Here is a 20,787-nt window from a genome sequence, read left to right on the forward strand (position 1 = left end):
GCTTATGGCGGAGAGGGAGGGATTCGAACCCCCGATAGCCTTGCGACTATGTCTGATTTCGAGTCAGGTGCATTCAACCGGGCTCTGCCACCTCTCCGCAGATGCTCTCAGGAGCGAGGAGACAAGATGAATAATACCATCGCCAGAGCTAAACCCCAAATCGGCTGCGGTTTACCCTGATTCCGCCAAAAAAGAATTGCAACGAATCCGGCAGCCCCGCCGTATACTTCACTACCATTCCGTCCGTTTGTTTCTTCGCGCGCTGGTTTCCGGCCGCACGTCGTTTCATTCCATGCAGGGGAGAGAGTGTGCCGCTTACGATTACCGGTCTTACCAAGACCTATGCCAACGGGGTCCAGGCGCTCAAAGGACTAAACCTTACCATCGGAAATAACATGTTCGGCCTGCTCGGCCCGAATGGCGCCGGCAAGAGCACCCTGATGCGCACCATCGCCACACTGCAGGAGCCCGACAGTGGCGAAATCTGGCTCGATGGCCTCAATGTCCTCAAGGAAAAAGATACCGTCCGGCGCGTGCTGGGTTATCTCCCGCAGGAATTCGGAGTTTACCCAAAGATCTCGGCGCTCGACATGCTCAATCACCTCGCTGTGATGAAGGGCATCACTAACAGCGGCGAACGCAAGGCCATCGTCGAAGCGCTCCTGAACCAGACCAATCTTTGGGACGCGCGCAAGAAGGCGCTCAGCACCTACTCCGGCGGCATGAAGCAGCGCTTCGGCATCGCGCAGGCGCTTCTCGCCAATCCGAAACTCATCATCGTCGATGAACCCACCGCCGGCCTCGATCCGGTCGAACGGCATCGATTCCTGAACCTGTTAAGCTCCATCGGACGGGATGTCATCGTTATTCTTTCGACGCACATCGTCGAGGATGTACGCGAGCTCTGCAACCGCATGGCGATCATCAGCAGTGGTCAGGTGCTGATCGAGGGATCACCGTCCGAGGCCCTGGAGGCTCTTAGCGGACACATCTGGAGCAAGCTCGCTGCCAGCGATGCGGAGCTCGCCGAGATCGAAGCAAGCCGCCAGATCGTCTCCGTGCAGCTGCTCGGTGGAGCGCACGAGGTCCGCATCTACTCCGAGTCCGACCCGGGTGGAGGCTTCCGCCATGTCGAGGCCAATCTCGAGGACGTGTACTTCCTGCAGATCGACCGCCATACCCCGAAGGTCAACTAGTCGCGCCGGAGATCTTCCATGTTTCTCGACTTCCTGCTCTTCGAACTGCGGCTCCGGTTGAAGAGCCTCTCGACTTACGTCTATTTCGCGATCTTCTTCCTGCTCGCCTTCCTCTGCATCGCCGCAGAGGACTTCGGTCCAGCCGGGGCAGGAAAGATCATGCTCAACAGCCCCTACGCCACCTGGATCATCTTCGCCGAGTTTCCCGCCTTCGGCATCATCGTGATGTCGGCGATCTTCGGCACCTCGATCCTGCGGGACTTCCAGCGTGACACCTATCAGATGGTCTTTACCAAGCCCATCTCCAAGATCGCGTACCTCGGCGGCCGATGGCTTGGTTCCCTGCTCATCACGCTGGCCATCTTCATCAGCCTGCCGCTTGGTGAGATCGCGGGCTGCTTCGCGCCATGGGCCGATCACACGCGCATCGCTCCCATCCATCTCGGCATGATGGCGAAGCTCTTCTTCTCCTTCACCGCTATCCAGGTTTTCTTCGTGGGAGCCATCTTCTTCATGGTGGCTGCGCTCACACGCAAAATCATCACGGTCTACCTGCAGGGCGTGGTCTTCTTTGTCGTCTATCTCATCCTCGCCATCTCCGTAGACCAGACGCGCAGCCTGAACGTCTACTGGCCTTCCGTCTTCGATCCTTTGGGAATGCTGTTGACTGGCAACGTCACTCGCTACTGGACAGTCGCCGAACGCAATTCTCTTATCCCTGCATGGACGGGCATGTTCCTCTGGAACCGTGTCCTCTGGATCTCCGTGGGGCTGCTTTCGCTGGCGGCTACATGGATCTTCTTCCCCATGTCCGCCGAGGCACTGACCGCACGCGCGTCGCACAAAAAGAAAAAGACGGAGCAGGAGGCAGCAAGGCCCCCACGCCGCCTGTTCACGGTTGCACTTCCCGCCGTGCATCCACTTTTCAGCGCACGCACAACACTGCTGCAGTTCACGAGCCTTGTCCGGCTACGTATCCGCAACGTGGTCCGCGAGATTCCCTTCTGGGCCATCACGCTGGTCATGATTGTCTACATCATGATCAACGGGCACTTTGCCGGCCGCCTCGAAGAGTCGAATGTATGGCCGGTCACCTATCTCATGCTGGGTGCGGTCGAAGGCTCGGCCATGCTCTTCTTCCTCATCGTCTCCACGCTCTACGCGGGCGAGTTGATCTGGCGCGAGCGCGATGTTCGATTTGAGCTCATCCACGACGCACTGCCCTCGCGCGAGTGGATCGACTGGATCAGCAAGTTCTGCTCCCTCGCCATCGTCGAACTCATTCTGCTCACCGTGGTCATGTTTTGCGGCATGCTGTCGCAGGCAGTGCAGGGATATTTCCACTTCGAGCCGCTTCAGTACTTCAAAGAGCTCTATCTGATCACCTTCGCGCAGATCATCATCTACGCGCTGCTTGCCTTCTTTGTACAGACGGTGATCGGCAACAAATTCCTCGGCCACGGTATCGTCGTTGGCTTCTTCATTCTCGTCCCCGTACTCTATCGGGTCGGCGTAGAGAGTCGACTCGTTCTTTATGGCGAGATCACGCCGTACACCTATTCGGACATGAACGGCTATGGCCACTTCGTCGCTGCGTTAACCTGGTCGCTTGTCTACTGGCTCTCCATTGGAGGCCTGCTCGGGGTTATCGCAGTCCTGCTGCATCGCCGTGGCAGCGATCTCGCATGGCGGGCCCGCCTGCATGCTGCATCCCAGCGCCTGCCGGGACTCATACCGATCTCCATCGTGCTCGCAATCATCGCCATTGGCAGCGGAAGCTGGTTCTACTACAACACACATGTGCTGAACGTCTTCCGCACTGCAAAGCAGCAGCGGCACCTGCAGGCGGAGTACGAGAAGCTTTACAAGAAATACGAGAAGCAGCCGCTGCCCAAGATCATCGCGGTCGACACCAACGTAAACATCTACCCTCAACAGCGGTCGTTCTCTGCTACAGGGTGGTATGACCTGGAAAATCGCTCGGCTCAACCGATCAGCGACATCCACATCAGCGGCGATAAGGAATCGATCGTTGAGGTCCACTTCAATCGGCCCTCAACGCAAACGCTCAATGATCGCCGCCACTGGTATTGGATCTACCACCTTGCGACGCCTCTCGCACCCGGTGAGCGCATGCGCATGTTCTTCACCTGCGCTTATACCTCGCATGGGTTCAAGGACGGCAACGAGCGCGCTGAGTTTGCTTACAACGGCACCTTCTTCGACGCCGACTATTTCCCCTACCTCGGTTACAACCGCGGTGTGGAACTCGACAACCCGGTTCGCCGGCGCGAAGAGGGACTGGGCAAATACGAGGAGATGGCGCCGCGTGGCGATGCCTACTATTCGGAGCTGAATCTCTTCCGGCCTGACTCCGACTGGGTCACCTATCACACCGTCGTCAGTACCAGTGGCGACCAGATCGCGATCTCACCCGGCTATCTCCAGAAGAAGTGGACGGCCGACAACCGCAATTACTTCGAGTACAGCATGGGCTCTACGCAGATCCAGGATTTCTTCTCCTACCTCTCCGGAAGATATACGGTGAAGCAGGATCGCTGGAACAACGTGAACCTCGAGGTCTATTACGATCCCGCGCATCCTTACGATCTCGACAAGATGATCGGTGCGTCGAAGTCCGGTCTCGACTATTACTCGAAGTACTATTCGCCCTACCAGTTTGCGCAGTACCGCATTCTTGAATACCCGCGCTATCGCGAGTTCGCGCAGTCCTTCCCGAATACGGTTCCTTACTCAGAGGGCATGGGCTTCATCGGCCGCGTGCTCAAACCGGAGGATATCGACTTCACCTGGTTTGTGACCGCGCATGAGCTTGCCCACCAATGGTGGGGTCATCAGCTGATCGGCGGAGACGTGCAGGGCTCGAACATGATGTCCGAGAGTCTCGCCGAGTACTCCGCGTTGCGCATCATGGAACACAAATACGGGGATGCACAGATGCGCCGCTTCCTCCGGCATGAACTCGACGCCTACCTGCGTGGGCGCGCCGGAGAAGTCCGCCACGAACCGCCACTCGTACTCGTCCAGGACGAGCCATATGTCTGGTACCGCAAAGGTTCGCTCGTGCTCTATGCGCTCAGCGACTACATCGGCGAGGACAAGCTCAACGACGCACTCGGCCAGTATCTGCGCGACAACCGCTATGCGAAATCGCCGTATCCGGACACGCGCGGCTTCACCGCAGCTCTTCGTGGTGCGACTCCGCCCGAATTGCAGTATCTGATCACCGACATGTTCGAGACCATCACCTTGTATGACAATCGCGTCGTATCTGCCAACTGGCAGGAGACTGCCGATCATAAATACAAGGTCACCATGAAGGTCCAGAGCCACAAGTTCAGGGCCAATGGCGATGGAGTCGAGCAGGAGGTGCCGGTGCATGACCTGATCGAGGTCGGCGTCTTCTCCGGCGAGAAGGATCACGAGCAGCCGATCCGCGTCGAGAAGCAATGGCTGAGCGGAGCCAGCAACACCATCACCTTCATCGTCGATCAGAAACCCACGCGGGCTGGCATCGATCCATACAACAAGCTGATCGACCGCAATCCAGAGGACAACATGACGGACACCAGTAAACTGTAACTGTCACCAGCACGGTTACAAAAGAGAAAGGCCCGGACCGATTGGTCCGGGCCCTTCTTATAGCAGAAGTGCGGAGCTTAGCTCGCAGCCTCTTCCGTCTCGGTCGCCTTCACCTGGGCAACGGTCCAGTTCGGATCGCCAACCTTGAAGCGCGCGAAGCGGCGCACGGTGATATTTTCACCGAGCTTGCCCACCTTGGTCGCAATCAGGTCCTTGATGGTCACCGACTGCTCCTTGATGAAGGGCTGCTCGAGGAGGCAGACTTCCTCGTAGAACTTGCTCATCTTGCCTTCGACGATCTTCTCAACCACCGGAGCCGGCTTGCCGGTCGCGGCAGCCTGGGCACGATAGATTTCCTTCTCGCGCTCCATGTCCTCGGCCGTTACATCTTCCTTGCGGATGTAGCGAGGATCGACGGCGGCGATGTGCATCGCGATGTCCTTCAGCAGCTCCTGGAAGTCCTCGGTGCGGGCAACGAAGTCGCTCTCGCAGTTGACTTCGATCATCACGCCGATCTTGCCGCCCGCGTGGATATAGGTGCCCACCGCACCCTCGTTGGTCGAGCGCGAAGCCTTCTTGGCCGCCGACGCCATACCGCGCTTGCGCAGAATGACGAAGGCCTCTTCCATATCGCCCTTCGACTCCTGCAGGGCCTTGAGACAGTCGCCCATCGGAGCGCCGGAGCTGTCACGCAGTTGCTTTACCAGCTTTGCATCAATCTTTTCAGTCACAGTCGACATCCTTTTCCCTGTTTCCTTCTCTATAGAATCCCACCCCACGCCGACCCGGCAGATCAAGCCGCCATGAATTCCAGCTTTAGGGCAAAAGAGGCTCTACGTAAAGAAAGCGTGGCTGGATGATTCCCGCAGCCACGCCCTCGGAGCCCGTTGGCGGCCTCAAGAGGCCGTCGCGTGCAATTAGTTACCGCTCTCGGCTGCCTCGGCCTCATCCAGCGCCGCAACGATCGCCGGAGCCTTGCGGATGCCGCCGCCCAGAGCCGCTTCGAGGTCGACAACCTCACCCGTGGCTTCTTCGGTGGCCGCCGGAGCTTCGCCCTCGGCCGCAACTTCGACGTCGGTCTGCGTGGTCACACCGGCGATCTCGGCATACTGCTTGTCGCCGGCCATCTGCACACCCTCGACCACGGAGTCCGAGATCTTCGAGGTGAAGAGGCGAATGGCGCGCAGCGCGTCATCGTTGCCAGGGATCACATAGTCCACAACCGTCGGATCGCAGTTCGTGTCGACAACCGCGACAACCGGGATACCCAGCTTGCGGGCTTCCTTCACGGCAATCGCTTCGTTGTTCGAGTCGACGACGAAGATCGCATCCGGCAGGCGGCGCATGTTCTTGATGCCGGCAAGGTTCGCCTGCAGGTGCTTGCGCTCGCGCTCGAGCTTGATGACTTCCTTCTTGGTGAGGAGGTCATAACGGCCGTCCGTGGCCATCTCATCCAGTTCCTGAAGGCGCTTCACCGACTTCTGCACCGTCACCCAGTTGGTCAGCAGGCCGCCCAGCCAGCGCTGGTTGATGTAGAACATCCCGCAGCGGGTCGCTTCTTCAGCGATGGCATCCTGAGCTTGACGCTTGGTGCCGACGAACAGAACCACCTTGCCCTGAGCCGTCAGATCAGTGACGAACTTGCTGGCTTCCTTGAACATCTTCAAGGTCTTCTGCAGGTCGATGATGTAAATGCCGTTGCGCTCGCCGAAGATGTATTCCTTCATCCGCGGATCCCAGCGCTTCGTCTGATGCCCGAAGTGAACACCCGCTTCGAGCAGCTCCTTCATGGTGATCGTGGCCAAACAGCCTCCTCGTGAAATGCATCGCTGCACGTGGCAGCGATTGATTCCCTTGATTCCCTATCGGGAAGATTGAACTACCTGATGCTCTCCGGCGCCTGCCTCGCCCTTTATAGAGCGAAGCAGGAACCGGCAAACCTGATACACCCGGGCTAAAGCCCGATCCAGCAGCCAGCGACTAGCGCTTGGAGAACTGGAAGCGTGCGCGGGCGCCCTTCTGACCGTACTTCTTGCGCTCTTTCTTGCGCGAGTCACGGGTCAGCAGACCATCGGTCTTGAGGGTCTTGCGCAGCTCGGCGTTGAACTCAAGCAGGGCGCGGGCAATGCCCATCTTCACTGCGTCAGCCTGCGCGCTCACACCACCGCCGCGAACCGTGGTCACCACGTCGAACGAGCCGGTCAGCTCGGTCAGACCCAGCGGACGGCGCGCCGAAACGCGCTGCTGCTCGGTGACGAAGTACACTTCGCTCGGCTTGTCGTTGACGGTGAAGTTGCCCGTACCGGGGCGAAGGAAGACGCGGGCGATCGCCGACTTGCGGCGGCCCGTTCCGTAATACTGAACCAAATCTGCCATGCTCTGTCCTGATCCTTGGGTGCTTACGCGTTAATCTCGAGCGCCACCGGCTTCTGCGCCGCGTGGGGGTGCTGATCGCCCTTGTAGACATTCAGCTTGGACGCCATCTTGCGGCCGAGCTTGGTCTTGGGCAGCATGCCCTTTACCGCCTCTTCAATGATCTGCTCCGGCTTGCGTTCGAGCAGGCGGAGGAACGACTCCTCGCGCAGACCGCCCGGGAAGCCGGTGTAGCGGCGGTAAACCTTCTGCTGGCTCTTCAGCCCGGTCAGGCGAACCTTCTCCGCGTTGATCACGATCACATGGTCACCCATGTCGATGTAGGGCACATACTTCGGATTTCTCTTGCCGGCCAGCACGCTGGCAGCTTCGGTCGCGAGGCGCCCCAGCGTCTTGCCGGTCGCGTCCACCACGTACCACTTGCGGTCAATCTCGTGTGCGCTCGGAATAAATGTCGACATCGCTCTTTCCTTCTCCCTCAAAAACCGGGCCGGCCTTGCCGTCCGAGACCCAGGTCGGCAGCCTCTCGGGCCACCCCAAACATGTTTCGTCCACGCGCAAAAAGCAGCCGCGGACCGGATATCCCCGCAGCTTACAGAATGCTGTTCGCGTGAGGCTGGCGCAGACGCACTTCCTTCGGTCTTTCCACGTACACGTCCCGGCCAGAGGACTGCACACAGCCAGGCAGACGCACACTGCGCAAGGACTTTAGAATACGTCAATTTTTACCCGGGGTCAATGAATTCATACCCGGTCTTCCACAGGCCGTCGGGAACGGCTGCAAGCCGATGTTCGGCTCTCAGACAATCTTAAACCGGATGTCTTTACACGGCGTTTCTGCGCAATTTCGGTACTTTATGGGCGCAATTGCGTACACAACCACAACCACCGAAAATAGCCGTCTCGCTCCCAACCCTGCCCATCACTCGTAGCTCGAGATTTCCACCAGATTCCGGTCAGGATCGCGGACATACACCGACTGCATCCTGCCCATCGCCCCATTCCGCTCCACCGGACCCACCTCGATGTGCACCCGGAGCGCGCTCAGATACTCGACCACCTCGGCGATGGGGCTCTCCGTGATCAGGCAGAGATCGCCCGAGCCCGGCATGGGGTGCGCCGCCTTCGGCTCGAACTCGTGACCCCGTTGGTGCAGGTTGATCTTCTGCTCGCCAAAGGTCAACGCCGTACGTCCACCCTCTGAAACCACTTCCATCCCCAGGGCTTCGCTGTAAAAATCACAGGTCGCCGGGATATTTGCCACCGTCAAAACCAAATGGTCGATGCGATCGATCGAAAACGCCATCTCTTCCCTGCTCCCCTCACCCTATTCCCAGTGGCCGATCAGAGAAAGGCTCGCCGTGCCCGGCGTCTCCACGATCTGCTGATTCTGGCCCTGGACGAAATTGTGCATGATCAGAGTCACGGTCGTCCCGCCGGTTACCGGGATGTGGACCGTCTGGCTCAACAGGTAGTGTGGACGCGAGGTCAACCCTCCTGCCCGGAGCGCGGCGAAGCCGGTCAGCTGCTCATAGTGCCCAACCGTCGTGTCCAGATACCATTCCGGCGGCGCAGGCGTCTCCGAATCATAGTCCGCCTCGGCAAAGAGCGTATCGACCACGAAGGTCCGCCCCTCCGGCACCACGATGCACAGATAGCCCTTGCTCGCCGGTTGCGCATAGACGTCAAAGGTCTCGAACTGGTCGTATCCACCGCCGCTTGGCCGCGGATTGAAACAGGATGGCGCCTGGTCCGTCGGCAGCAGGAGCTGCGGATCATTGACCGGGGCATTCGGATAGCGGGGGTGATGCTGCGCTCCGGCCGGCAATGCTGCCACACAGCCAATCACCATCAAAGTTCCGAACCACCTACTGAGCCTGCCGCCTGACACCCTCTTCACTCTGCTACCTGCCCGATTGAAATCACTGCCGCAACTCACTCTAGACGCAACAAACCGCATTCTGGACGAAAAACTTCCGCATCATCTTATCGGCTACTTACTATCGGCTGCTCGGCCTTGCCTCGGCGCGATGCACATGCAGTTCGCATGCGGCCGGAGGATTCACCATCTGCTTTACGAAGGTGTGGTATGGCACGGTCCCCGGCTGCAGCGTCGACCAATAGCTGCTCTGAGAGATGAGTCCCTTATGCTGATCGAGGATCTGATGGGCTAGGATTTTTACTCCGCACTCGAGATTGTTCTTCGGCTGAAGGATGGTCTTCGCAGGGTCGTTCGGAGGAAGAGTCTTGTCTCGCGGCCAATCGAAGTCGCAGCTATACCGGTCAGCGTCCTCGTATGTGAGTTGCAGCAGGCCCTCACTGCGCACCGCCCGGCCCGTCACCCCATCCTTTACCGCAACGGCGGCTTCGGTATGCCGCACGCGCGTGTCAGGATTGAGCCCCGCTTCCGTTCCTGCGACCGCCTGAAAGAAATAGGCCCAGAAGGCCTTCTTATCGAGCTCGCTCATCTGGTAGAAGCGCGGACAGAACTGCCGTACATCGCGCGGGACTGCGTTGGAGAGCATCGCAGGTGGAAGAGCCTCTTCCACATACCGATCCCACGCCGGATCCCATGTCGACTGGCCCAGCTCGCTTTTCTTCACATCGATAGGGGTCGGCGGCGCCGGTTTTACGGGAGGCTTCACTGCCGGCTGCGTAGATGGAGCCGGGCTGTTTTCCGCCTGTGCCTTCTGCCGGGAGCAGCCGACCCCTCCGAGCGCAAGCAGCGTTATCACTCCCAGAAAAACTCCCGAAGATCTCACCACCCACGGCATGGCAACCTCACATGCGCCGCGGCCTCAGGCACAGCGCATCCACTTCCACGTGAAACCAAACGTAGAAGTGGATGCATCCCCCAGGTGCCGTGTTGTGCAAGGAGCAGTGGCTCGTAGGCCTTACTTTGAGCAACAAATTGTTCCTCAAAGTATGCCGCGAAAAACTGCCGCCTACAGCCCCTTGAGCAGCGTCTTAAAACGCGCCCATGCCTCTGTCCGCGCCTTCACATTTGCTTCGTTGTCGCTGGTCTTGGTCGGATCTTCCCCCGCGCGCATGAAACCGTGTCCCGCGCCCTCGTAGACGACTGCCTCGTATTTCTTGCCGGCCTTCTCCATCGCAGCCTTGGTATCCGGAACCGTGGCCGTGATGCGCGCATCGTTCCCGGCATAGAAGCCGTAGACCGGTGCGGTGATTGCGCCCAGGTTGTCCGGCGCCGGTCCATAGAAAACAAAGGCTGCGCTCAGGTCGTGCCGGTTAGTTGCGAAGCGGAAGCTCTGACCGCCTCCCCAGCAGAAGCCCGCAACCGCCAGAGTGCCGTTCACTGCAGGCAGCTTCTTGACGTAGTCCGCCGCGGCGTTCAGGTCGGCCGTTACCTGGTCCGGATTCAGCCCGGAGACTGCCTTCATCGCATCCTGTTGCGACGGAAAAGCACTAAAGCCGTCCTTCGTTGCAGTGCTTCCGTCAGGCTTCTCGCCGGAAAGCAGGTCAGGCACGATCGCGACATATCCCGCCGCTGCGATCTCATCGGCAGCCTCGCGCGCCCAGTCCGTAAGCCCGAAGATCTCGTGAATCACCAGCACCGCCGGAGCCTTCCTGCTTACCTCCGGATACACCACATACGCGTGCAGGGTGCGGTTCCCGTACTTGATATCGACCCATTCCTGATGCCGAGGCGACTGCTCCAGCCGCGCCTTCGCCCAATCCTGCGGTGGCGCAGCCATACCACTCATCGCCATCATGGCGTCCTGCCCCAGGGCTGCGACACCGCCCATCGTTACCACCGCCGCGAGCGCACATTGCGCCGCAAGTCTCCGCCGTCTCATCTTCAAACCTCCTGCCATCCGAGCCTCCGAGATCCTGTCTCGCAAGATAACGGCGACCGTGCGGATAAGGCAATCGGCTTTTGGAGCCTGTTCTGGCGGCGCACCATCCCAACACAACTTTCTCTTCCACGAAGACAAAGCTGGCGTACGATAAGCGCGCCGACATCTATTCAAACTTTGCGAGAGACTATGCCACTTGACCAGCCTGTGACCTTTCTACTTACCGCCCTGCCCGATCAGGCCATCGTGTTCTACCGCGATACCCTCGGCCTCGGCTATCAACGCGATGACGGCTTCGCCCTCATCTTCCACAATGGCCCGACGATGCTCCGCATCAGCAAAGTTCCGGCGCACTCCCCGGCGAATCACACCATCCTCGGATGGGAGGTCGCCGACATCGCAACCAGCGTCGCGGAGCTCGCGGATAAAGGTGTCGCCTTCGAGCACTACCCGGGGATGGGGCAGGACGAGCACGGCATCGCTACCTTTCCGAATGGCGATAAGGTAGCGTGGTTCCGCGATCCGGATGGCAATGTCCTCTCGCTCTCACAGCACGCATGAGCTCTCTGAGCGCTCTCCCGCAAAACACAAAAGGTGAAGCCGGTATTCGGCTTCACCTTTTCTTCCAAGAGCCCAGGACAGTGAGCGATACAAAGCCCGCGCCATCTGCTGCGGGCAAAAAAACACCCTTGTCAGTTGGACTGCGACTGAGGCTGCGGCTTGGGCAGCTGATTCTGCGGCGGATTGACCGGCGTCGGTGAGGCCACCGGCGGCTCATAGCCAGTCAGCGACGTCATGCCCTGCAGTTGCTGCTCCTGTACTTCGAGAGGACGCTGCATCACCATCGTGACGTCCGTGCCAGCCGGGAACGTGATGTCCGAACCATGCTTCATGAACATCTCCGCGATTCCAGCCGCAGCACCTGCGCCCGCGCCGATGCCGACGCCCAGGCCCGGCGAACCACCCGCCCAGCCGGCAAGACCACCGATACCTGCACCGGCAACGGTCGCGCCGCCGACAGTCTTGGCGTCATCCACCTTATTGCCCTTGCTCTCGATGAGGCCTTCCTTGTCCTTCACCTGAACATCTTTCGCACCCGGCACATTGTCCACAGCGCCCGGCAGCGCAATGACCACGCCGTTCGGGAAGGCCATCGACACAAAGTGCATCATGATCTGCGCGCGGCCCTTGACCTTGCCGCCACGCTCCACGCCGTCGATGTAACCCTGCACAAAAACGCCCGCAGGAATGACCACGCGGCCACCTTCAATCACAGGAAAGTCGCTGGTCAGGTAGACGGCATCGCCGGGCTTTGCCGTCGATGTGCTGATTGCCGCTTTGAGCGTAAGAGGAATCTTGGTTCCGGCCGGGACTACGAGTGTCTGACCGGTTGCGACCGCGGTTGCGGCGACCGCCGTGGCTGGAGCCGCAGACTGAGCCTGAGGCTGGGGCTGCTGAGGGGGGGCGGCAACTGGCGCGCTCTGCGCGAACAGCGCGGGCGATGCCAGCAGGCTGGCGCCCAGGACAAACAACGGCAGACGGGAAACGGGGCGAGCGGAGTGCGTCATTCGATAATCTCCAAGGGGAGCGGAAACGGCAGTCTCTGATGGACGCCTGGGTCAGACCCGAAAACCGGACCTGCCGTATATCGCGTTCGCTCCGTTTAGACGGGCATGGATTCACCCGTCGCTTTCGAACTGATCCTATTGTTCCACTGGTGACAACAAATTGTGCTCCTCATTTGGTAACTCGGGACAAGTCATTGGTCACCCGGGGCGGGCGTACTATCGGGGGAGCTTCAAGCCCATTCCGGATGCCCGGCGCGCCTGATTTCTGGCCAATAAACGAGGTTTGCGGATGAGATTACCGCACGAGGTCGCTAATCAGCTCTTCCCTCTTCCTCAATGCAATGCCGTCCACTCTCTCTGCAACCTGGAACCAGAAAAACAAGCCACCAGCCCCCAGGAGGAGCAGTGACAGTTCCGCCAGCAGGACCTGCCCGTGCACCACGAATAAGAAATACACGCCGGCTCCCAGGCCAATGATCCCCAGTTGAATGGCCATGCTCAGCAGCCCATTGCCCGCCGCTCCCTGCTCACGCGACATGCGCGTGAGCGTCATGCGATATCCCATCAGCAAAGACATGAGATTTCCCGCTGCAAGCTGCGTCGGCAATGCAAAGAGCAGCCAGCATGCCGTCAGCACGATCATCTGCAACGGAGGCGGACCGAAGCGAAATACGGCTACGGCCGTTACCAGCGCCAGCTCGACCGCGAACAGCACCGTATGTACCAGGTTCTTTGCCGCGAAAATTGTACGGAAGCTCACCGGAGCCAGGAAATACAACTGAATTCCACCGCCATCTCCACCCAGGCTGTTCGCGATCAGGCGGGTCAGGCCGAGAAAGCTATATGCCGCGGCAAACGGCAGCGCGAAATGGCCAATGCCAGGAATACCGCCCTGTCCATGACGGCCCCCGCTGCCGATCACCATCATCAGGATGGGCGGTGCAGCCAGCCCATAGAGCAGCACGCCGCTGCGCATTAGGTAACGAAGCTCTTTTTCAACGATGGCGCCTATCGGCCCCGCGCCATTCAGCCAACCACTACGCACCTGGACCTTACGGTCTTCGCGCCGGGCCGACTCTCCGAGACTTTCACCGCGATACTCTGCCTTGAGCCTCACGCCCAGCACGAGCCCTGCCAGAGCCGCATAGAGGGCTACGCCGCCAGCCTGGGTCAGCTGTCCTACACTGCCGCGCAGCGCGGACTCGGCAGCCATTGCCGTCATCCCGGGAGGCAGAAAGGCCTGCACATGCGCCAGCACTGTCACCGAGGCAGGCATCGCACCATGATTCACTGCATGTCCATGCCCTTCTTTGCTGAAGTGCTGGATCGCCGGATTGACCATCTGTAGAGCCAGCATCAGAAAGAGAAAAACTCCACCCATGATTTCGCGCGTCTTGCGCTGCGCCAGCCAGCGATCAAGCCAGGCAAAGATCATGCGCGAAAAGAGAAAGTTGAATGCGGCATACAACGCCAGAGCAAGCGTAATGCCGAGCACCGCCGAGGGCTTCGCCACAATCAGCCCTATCCATATGCCATACAGGCAGATCACACCCATGATGGTGGCGATATCGATCAGCCCATAGGTCAGCGTGAGCATCACCCAAGAACCGAAGCTCAGCGGAAAGCGCCGCAGCGCGCTGAAGTCGGTGTGCTCCTGAAAAGACGCCAGCATCAGCGGCAGGAATTGCCACACCACAAAGACAGGCCAGAACAGCGCAGGCAGAAACGCCAGGTGGTGGCTGTTCGCGATGGAGTACGCGCCAAAGCCGAGCCCTACACCCATAAGCGCAGCAATGCCGCCAAAGAAAACCATGCTAAAGATGCGTGCGCCCAGCTCGAAGTTCCCGCGCTTCGTCTTCAGCCCGTGGCGAAGCATCTGCATGCGCACAGCGGCAACGGCTGCATACTGCTGCCGTGCCAGCGCGGAGAAAGCGCCATACGTCTTGCCGCCAGCGCCAGCGTCTATGCCAGCCCCTATGCCAACCATGACAACTCCGCCGCAGATTCGCTCGCATCCGCGCCGACCGCATTCAGGAAGATCTCTTCCAGCGTCAACCGCTGCTCGGCTGCCTCACCCGGCAGCCGCGAAGCCACACCGGCACGCAGTTCGTCGAGCGATCCGTTCGCTACCAACCGCCCCTGCGCGATGATTGCCACGTGGCTGCACAGCCGCTCCACAATTTCGAGCACATGCGAAGTAAGGAAGATCGTCGCACCGTGCTGAATCATGCCCTGCAACATGGACTTTAAGGTGCCCGCAGCTACCGCATCCACACCCTCGAAAGGCTCATCGAGAAACAGCACCTTCGGCCCGTGCATCACGGCGGCGGCCAGTGCCAGCTTCTTCTGCATGCCGTGCGAGAAATCGGTGACCAGCTTCTTCGGCTCATTGGCAAGATGCATGAACTCGAGCAGCTCTTCCGTACGCCGCGCCGTCGTCTCGCGATCGAGCCCGTACATGCGTCCCACAAAGCGCAGGTACTCCGACGCAGTAAGCCGCCCCAGCAGCGCCATCCCTTCCGGCACTACGCCGATTTGCCGCTTGAGATCCATCGATCCGGCAGTGAAGGTCTGTCCAAGGATCTCAATGCGTCCCGCCGTCGGCTCAAGTAGCCCGGTCAGCATCTTGATGGTCGTTGATTTTCCAGCGCCGTTCGGGCCGAGGAAACCGAAGAACTGCCCGGGAGCCACCGAGAAAGACAAATCATCGACAGCCGTGAAATCGCCGAAACGTCGTGTGAGCCCGTAGATTGCCAGCGCAGGAGTGCCCATGCCCGCAGCATAGTCGCAAAGTATAGGAGCACCAACAGAAAAGCGCCGTTTCTTCCATCGCATACAGAGATGTGACAGGCAGGCTCATACCGCGACGCAGAGTGATTTTCAGATCCGAGGCAATCTGATCGCCCCACCTCGCGTCCAACCTGGGTAGAGAACGTCTCGGCACGGCTGATTTCTGTGTAACCAGGAGTGCAGGCGCCATGTTCTATTCATCGCTCTTCGCCCACCACCGGTGGTTCTTCGTCATCTTCGCGTTTTGCGCTGCGCTGTTCCTCGGCAACCTTGGGCAATATCTTTTCTTACGCTTTTTGAAGCACAGCGCCAACAAGAATAACGCCCGCATCGGCTGGGGACTGCAGAAGCACCTCGGGGGCCCGTCACGCGCCATTTTCCTCCTTACCTGCTTCCTCGTCTCACTGCAGTTCATCCCCCGCGTCCCGCAGGATATTCTGCATACCATCCGCCACGGAACGTACATGATCCTGGTGCTCGCTGTCGGATGGTTCTTCTCCGGATGCGTATACGTGCTGCAGGACTTCATGTTGCGCCGCTACGATGTCACGGTTGCAAACAACATCCGCGCCCGGCGCATCCACACACAGTTCCAGCTCTTCCGCCGCATCGCCATTGGCTTCGTCATCGTCCTTACAGCCGGCACGCTGCTCTGGACATTCGATGACCCGAAACTTTGGCACTATGGTTCCGGACTTCTCGCCTCCGCCGGACTGGCTTCTCTGCTGTTAGCCTCCGCCGCAAAGACCACCGTATCGAACCTCCTGGCAGGCTTGCAGATTGCTCTTACAGAACCAATCCGCATCGATGATGTGGTCGTCGTCTCCGGCGAATGGGCGCGCGTGGAAGAAATCACCTCGTCCTATGTCGTGCTCAAGATATGGGATCTCCGTCGCCTCATCGTTCCACTCAGCTGGTTCATCGAGAACCCATTTGCCAACTGGACCCGCGAGAGCGCAAACATCCTCACCTATTCGTATCTCTATCTCGACTACGAAGTGCCAGTGAAGGAATTGCGAGCGCAGTTCGAGAGAGTTCTCGACGGCTCCAAGCAGTGGGATCGCGGCGTGAAAGCATGCCAGGTGACAAACCTTACCGATCGGTCGATGGAGATCCGCTGCCTGATGGGCGCACCCGACTCCAGCCAGGCCTTCGACCTGCAATGCCTGGTGCGTGAAGAGATGATGGACTGGGTGCGCGAGCACTATCCTTCAGCCTTCCCCACCGCACGCTTCAGTGCCCCGCGCGACATCAGCGTAAAGGCTCCCGAAGATCTGCTGCGCGTGATGCAGAGCACAGCGCAACAGCCGGAAACTCCGCGCCTGCCCGACCAGAATGCGGCATAAAGAGAAAGGCACCGGAGGCCGAAGCCTCCGGTGCCCTTTTTACTGAACAAGTAAACGATTTAAGCGGCGACCAGCGGGAGCTCTGCCCAAATCGTTCACCAGTACAAATGCGGCGAGGCCGCGATTACCCGAGCAATAAGCTCAGAACTCTTCGCCGAAGGCCACTTCGCCTTCCACCGCGACCTGGTAGGCCGAGACGCGGCGCTCGAAGAAGTTCGTCAGCTCCTGCACGTCCTGCAGTTCCATGAACGCGAAGGGATTCTGCGTCTTGAAGACCGGATCGATACCCAGGCGTGAGAGACGGGCGTCGGCCACGTAGCCGAGATACTGACGCATCTCGCGCAGCGAAAGGCCGGCTACGCCACCCGAAAGCAGATCCTCGGCGAACTGTGCCTCGGCGTCGACCGCTTCCTGCAGCATTTCCTTGATCTGGCCTTCGAGCTCGGCATCCCACAGCTCCGGCTCCTGCGCACGGACCACGTGGATGACCTCGTACGCGAATTCGAGGTGGCAGCTCTCGTCACGGAAGACCCAGTTCGTGCCGCCGGCAAGGCCATGCAGCAGGCCGCGCGAGCGGAAAAAGTAAACATAGGCAAACGCCGCGAAGAAGAACAGGCCCTCGATGCACGCCGCGAAGCAGATCAGGTTCAGCAGAAATTGGCGGCGCTGCTCCTTCGTCTCGAGCTGGTCGAGCTTCTGGATCGAGTCCATCCACTTCATGCAGAAGTCGGCCTTCTTGGCGATCGAAGGAATGTTCTCGACTGCGGCGAAGGCGCCCGCGCGCTCGTCGGGATCGGGAATGTAGTTGTCGAGCAACGTCAAATAAAACTGCACATGTACAGCTTCTTCGAAAAGCTGACGCGAGAGGTACAAACGCGCCTCGGGCGAGTTCACATGCTTGTAGAGGTTCAGCACCAGGTTGTTCGAGACGATGCTATCGCCAGTCGCGAAGAACGCGACGAGGCGCTTGATCAGGTGTACCTCGGCAGGCGAAAGCCGCTGCCGCAGGTCCACGAGGTCCGTCTGAAAATCGATCTCTTCGACCGTCCACGTGTTCTTGATACCGTCGCGGAACATGTCATAGAACACCGGATAACGCATCGGGCGCAGCGTGAGGCAGAGGCCCGGATCGAGAATGTGCTCGGGCGCCTCCACCGATGAGCTGCGTACTGCTTCTTCCTGTACCGACATAGAAAACTCCTATCTTCTGTCAGTGATGTTGCATGTTGAGCCAGTCACCGCTGGCCTTCAGTCGGTGGAAGCGCGCCTACTGGCACGCCTCGCACGACTCGGGATTCTCAAGCGAGCAGGCAATCGCCGCGCTCGTGCTCACCGCCGGTGCAGGCGCCGCAGTGCGGGCTGCCGCTCCGGGTACCGTCGTCTTGGCAATCTTCGTTGCCGGACGCGAGCGGAGGTAATAGGTCGTCTTCAGGCCCTTCTTCCACGCGTACATGTACATCGAAGAGAGGCGACCGATGTTCGGCGACTCGGCAAAGAGGTTCAGCGACTGCGACTGGTCGAGATACGCGTTGCGCGCCGCGGCCATATCGATCAGCGAGCGCATCGGAATCTCCCACACGGTGCGGTACAGCGTGCGGACGTCCTCGGGCAGCTCGTCGATGCTCTGCACCGAGCCTTCCGCCAGCTTCAGGCGAACGCGCATCTCTTCGTTCCACAGCCCGCGTGCCTTCAGGTCGTCGATCAGATAGCGATTCACTTGGAGGAACTCGCCCGACAGAGTCTCGCGCTTGAAGAGGTTTGAAATTTGCGGTTCGATGCACTCATAGCAGCCGGCAATCGACGCAATCGTCGCCGTCGGCGCAATCGCAATCAGCAGCGAGTTGCGCACGCCGCTCTTCGCTACGCGAGCACGCAGTACATCCCAGCGGGCCGTATCCGCGGGCTGCACACCCCACAGATCGAACTGGAACTTGCCCTTTGCCAGCCGCGTCTGCGGATAGGTCTCATGCGGACCATACTTTTCGGCGAGTTCGCACGAAGCTTCCACGGCCGAATAGTAGATCTCTTCCTGGATGCGCGCCGAGAGCGCCTGCGCTTCAGGCGAATCGAAGGCCAGCCGCATCTGGAAGAAGACATCCTGCAGGCCCATCAGGCCGAGACCCACCGGACGCCACTTCGCGTTCGAGCTGGACGCTTCCGGAATCGGATAGTAGTTGATGTCGATCACGCGATCGAGCATTGGTACCGCGGTGTGAACCGTGCGCGCCAGCTTCTCGAAATCGAAGCTCGGGCGTCCGTCGGCATCCCACGTCACGTGCCGGCCAAGGTTGATCGAGCCCAGGTTGCAGACCGCGGTCTGGTCGCTCGAAGTCACCTCGGTGATTTCGGTGCACAGGTTCGAGAGGTGCACCACGTTGCCCGCTTCGCCGGTCTGGTTGCACTTCAGGTTGGTTGCATCCTTAAAGGTCATCCAGCCATTGCCGGTCTCAGCCAGTGTGCGCATCATGCGCGCATACAGGTCGCGAGCCTTGATCTGACGGCGATAGAGCTGCGCCTCTTCGGCCTTCTCATAGGCAACCTTGAACTCGTTGCCGTAAAGGTCGGGCAGCTGCGGCACGTCCTTCGGATCGAAGAGCGACCACACGCCGTCGGATTCCACGCGCTCCATGAAGAGGTCGGGAATCCAGTTGGCGAGATTCAGATTGTGCGTACGGCGCGCCACGTCGCCGGTGTTGTCGCGCAGTTCGAGGAACGACTCGACATCCGCATGCCACGGCTCGAGGTACACGCAGCAGGCACCTTTGCGCTTGCCACCCTGGTTCACCGCGGCAACCGAGCTATCCAGCGTGCGCAGCCACGGCACAATGCCGTTCGAGAGGCCGTTGGTCGCGCGGATCAGCGAACCTTCTGAGCGCACACGATGGAACGCGAGACCGATGCCGCCCGAGAACTTCGACAGCAGCGCGACATTCTTATAGGTGTCGTAGATGCTGTTCAGCGAGTCCAGAGGCGAATCGTGCAGGTAGCACGACGACATCTGCGCGTGCTTGGTGCCCGAGTTGAAGAGCGTCGGCGAAGACGGTAGATAGTCGAGCGACGCAATCAGCTTGTAGAAGTTGATCGCCTCGTTCGGCGACTGCGCAAGGCCGCAGGCCACACGGAGGAAGAAGTGCTGCGGCGTCTCGATGATCCGGCGCGAAAGCGGATCACGGAGCAGGTAACGGTCATACACGGTGCGCAGGCCGAAGTATTCGAAGCGATCGGAGAACTCGTCGTCGATCGCGTCGTTCAGCTTGCGGGCATGCGTGTTCACAAAGTCGAATGCGGCCTTGCTGACCACGCCTTCCTGGTGCCCGTAGCTGATCGACTGCGAGAAGGAATACAGGTTGAAGCCCGAAACTTCCTTCATGATCGTCGCCAGCAGCAGACGCGCAGCCAGGCGCGAATACTGCGGCTCTTCCGCGATCAGCGAAGCCGCCGTGTCGATCGAAATCTTGTCCAGTTCCTGTGTGGTGGCGCCATCGTACAGGCCGCCGATCGTCTTCGAGGCCACGCGGATCGAATCCACATGCTGCAGGCCATGGGCGCAGCGCTGCACCGCACGCACAATCTTGTTTACGTCGACGGGCTCGAGCGATCCATTGCGCTTGCGCACATGCATCACTGCCGTCTCTTCAGGCACGGGGAAGCCCGGCGTCACGTCGGAGAGAGTCGTCTGTACAGGAATGCGATCGGAAGTTGCGGCCATCGGGAGAGTCTCCTTGGCCCCGGAAAGCACGCGAAGAAACAGCAACGGCCACTCCAGGCGGAGTAGCGCCAGTCACCATTGCCTCGCCTCACCCTCGGAGGCGCGAGCGAATATTTCCGTTGGCAGGTCTTCGGACTACGCAGGTTCAAGCCTACTCGCCAGACTTCCCGAGGTCCGATACAAGAGACCCAGTGTCCTCGTGGCTTTCGTACCTACTAACCGCTGCGGGGCAGTCCCGGATTCTCACCGGGTTCCCTTTTCATCCTCCGCTTGGGAGGAACCATCGGAATAACCACACTATAAGTTGAGTCGACCGGCGCAAACAAGGCCACCCATTGTGGATATTCTGCAAAACTTCGCAGAACCCCACAATGGGTGACCGGT

General features: G+C 59.7%; 17 protein-coding genes, 1 tRNA gene and 1 riboswitch. Of the genes, 4 read left to right on the forward strand and 14 right to left on the reverse strand.

The window, feature by feature from the left end:
* Positions 1-5: 5 nt before the first annotated feature.
* Positions 6-97: transfer RNA gene (locus QM649_RS00445), tRNA-Ser, on the reverse strand.
* A gap of 211 nt (positions 98-308) precedes the next feature.
* Between QM649_RS00445 and QM649_RS00450 the strand changes: the two genes are divergently transcribed.
* Entirely contained in the window at positions 309-1,196 is an 888-nt protein-coding gene (locus tag QM649_RS00450; RefSeq protein WP_415197022.1) for an ABC transporter ATP-binding protein, read from the forward strand.
* 18 nt (positions 1,197-1,214) lie between these two features.
* On the forward strand, positions 1,215-4,799 hold the full coding sequence (locus QM649_RS00455) for an ABC transporter permease/M1 family aminopeptidase (protein ID WP_415197023.1): 3,585 nt from the start codon (positions 1,215-1,217) through the stop codon (positions 4,797-4,799).
* Between the two features lie 77 nt (positions 4,800-4,876).
* Here the strand turns inward: QM649_RS00455 and tsf are convergent, their stop codons facing one another.
* The 8 genes from tsf to QM649_RS00495 all read right to left on the reverse strand — a co-directional run bounded on the left by tsf (position 4,877) and on the right by QM649_RS00495 (position 10,990).
* A complete protein-coding gene (gene tsf / locus QM649_RS00460) occupies positions 4,877-5,539 on the reverse strand; it encodes a translation elongation factor Ts (protein ID WP_415197024.1) in 663 nt (220 codons plus the stop codon).
* Positions 5,540-5,716: 177 nt separating this feature from the next.
* Entirely contained in the window at positions 5,717-6,604 is an 888-nt protein-coding gene (gene rpsB, locus QM649_RS00465; RefSeq protein WP_415197025.1) for a 30S ribosomal protein S2, read from the reverse strand.
* Positions 6,605-6,779: 175 nt separating this feature from the next.
* Positions 6,780-7,175: a 30S ribosomal protein S9 gene (gene rpsI / locus QM649_RS00470; protein ID WP_415197026.1), complete on the reverse strand. Its 396-nt coding sequence runs from the start codon at positions 7,173-7,175 to the stop codon at positions 6,780-6,782.
* 23 nt (positions 7,176-7,198) lie between these two features.
* Positions 7,199-7,633, reverse strand: coding sequence for a 50S ribosomal protein L13 (gene rplM / locus QM649_RS00475; protein ID WP_415197027.1), 435 nt, complete (start codon positions 7,631-7,633; stop codon positions 7,199-7,201).
* Between the two features lie 461 nt (positions 7,634-8,094).
* Positions 8,095-8,478 carry a VOC family protein gene (locus tag QM649_RS00480; protein WP_415197028.1) on the reverse strand — a complete coding sequence of 128 codons (384 nt, stop codon included), beginning with the start codon at positions 8,476-8,478 and terminating at the stop codon, positions 8,095-8,097.
* Between the two features lie 21 nt (positions 8,479-8,499).
* Positions 8,500-9,009, reverse strand: coding sequence for a hypothetical protein (locus QM649_RS00485; protein WP_415197029.1), 510 nt, complete (start codon positions 9,007-9,009; stop codon positions 8,500-8,502).
* Between the two features lie 163 nt (positions 9,010-9,172).
* Entirely contained in the window at positions 9,173-9,817 is a 645-nt protein-coding gene (locus QM649_RS00490) for a hypothetical protein (protein WP_415197030.1), read from the reverse strand.
* 300 nt (positions 9,818-10,117) lie between these two features.
* Positions 10,118-10,990 (reverse strand): dienelactone hydrolase family protein, encoded by an 873-nt coding sequence (locus tag QM649_RS00495; protein WP_415197031.1) that lies wholly within the window; start codon positions 10,988-10,990, stop codon positions 10,118-10,120.
* Positions 10,991-11,197: 207 nt separating this feature from the next.
* Between QM649_RS00495 and QM649_RS00500 the strand changes: the two genes are divergently transcribed.
* Positions 11,198-11,551: a VOC family protein gene (locus QM649_RS00500; protein WP_415197032.1), complete on the forward strand. Its 354-nt coding sequence runs from the start codon at positions 11,198-11,200 to the stop codon at positions 11,549-11,551.
* Positions 11,552-11,682: 131 nt separating this feature from the next.
* Here QM649_RS00500 and QM649_RS00505 read toward each other — a convergent pair whose 3' ends face one another.
* The 3 genes from QM649_RS00505 to QM649_RS00515 form a co-directional block, all read right to left on the reverse strand.
* The gene (locus QM649_RS00505) at positions 11,683-12,558 is read right to left on the reverse strand and encodes a hypothetical protein (protein ID WP_415197033.1); all 876 of its coding nucleotides are present in this window, start codon (positions 12,556-12,558) and stop codon (positions 11,683-11,685) included.
* A 295-nt stretch (positions 12,559-12,853) separates the two neighbouring features.
* Positions 12,854-14,545, reverse strand: coding sequence for a hypothetical protein (locus QM649_RS00510; RefSeq protein WP_415197034.1), 1,692 nt, complete (start codon positions 14,543-14,545; stop codon positions 12,854-12,856).
* The gene (locus QM649_RS00515) at positions 14,533-15,330 is read right to left on the reverse strand and encodes an ABC transporter ATP-binding protein (RefSeq protein WP_415197035.1); all 798 of its coding nucleotides are present in this window, start codon (positions 15,328-15,330) and stop codon (positions 14,533-14,535) included. Before QM649_RS00515 ends, QM649_RS00510 begins: the two co-directional genes overlap by 13 nt.
* A gap of 206 nt (positions 15,331-15,536) precedes the next feature.
* Between QM649_RS00515 and QM649_RS00520 the strand changes: the two genes are divergently transcribed.
* Positions 15,537-16,694 (forward strand): mechanosensitive ion channel family protein, encoded by a 1,158-nt coding sequence (locus QM649_RS00520; protein WP_415197036.1) that lies wholly within the window; start codon positions 15,537-15,539, stop codon positions 16,692-16,694.
* A 141-nt stretch (positions 16,695-16,835) separates the two neighbouring features.
* Here QM649_RS00520 and QM649_RS00525 read toward each other — a convergent pair whose 3' ends face one another.
* On the reverse strand, positions 16,836-17,885 hold the full coding sequence (locus tag QM649_RS00525) for a ribonucleotide-diphosphate reductase subunit beta (RefSeq protein WP_415197037.1): 1,050 nt from the start codon (positions 17,883-17,885) through the stop codon (positions 16,836-16,838).
* 76 nt (positions 17,886-17,961) lie between these two features.
* On the reverse strand, positions 17,962-20,403 hold the full coding sequence (locus tag QM649_RS00530; RefSeq protein ID WP_415197038.1) for a ribonucleoside-diphosphate reductase subunit alpha: 2,442 nt from the start codon (positions 20,401-20,403) through the stop codon (positions 17,962-17,964).
* Positions 20,404-20,506: 103 nt separating this feature from the next.
* A riboswitch (cobalamin riboswitch) is annotated at positions 20,507-20,703 on the reverse strand.
* Positions 20,704-20,787 lie beyond the last annotated feature (84 nt).

Origin of the sequence: Silvibacterium sp., from assembly GCF_047605705.1 — a bacterium.
GTDB lineage: Bacteria > Acidobacteriota > Terriglobia > Terriglobales > Acidobacteriaceae > Silvibacterium.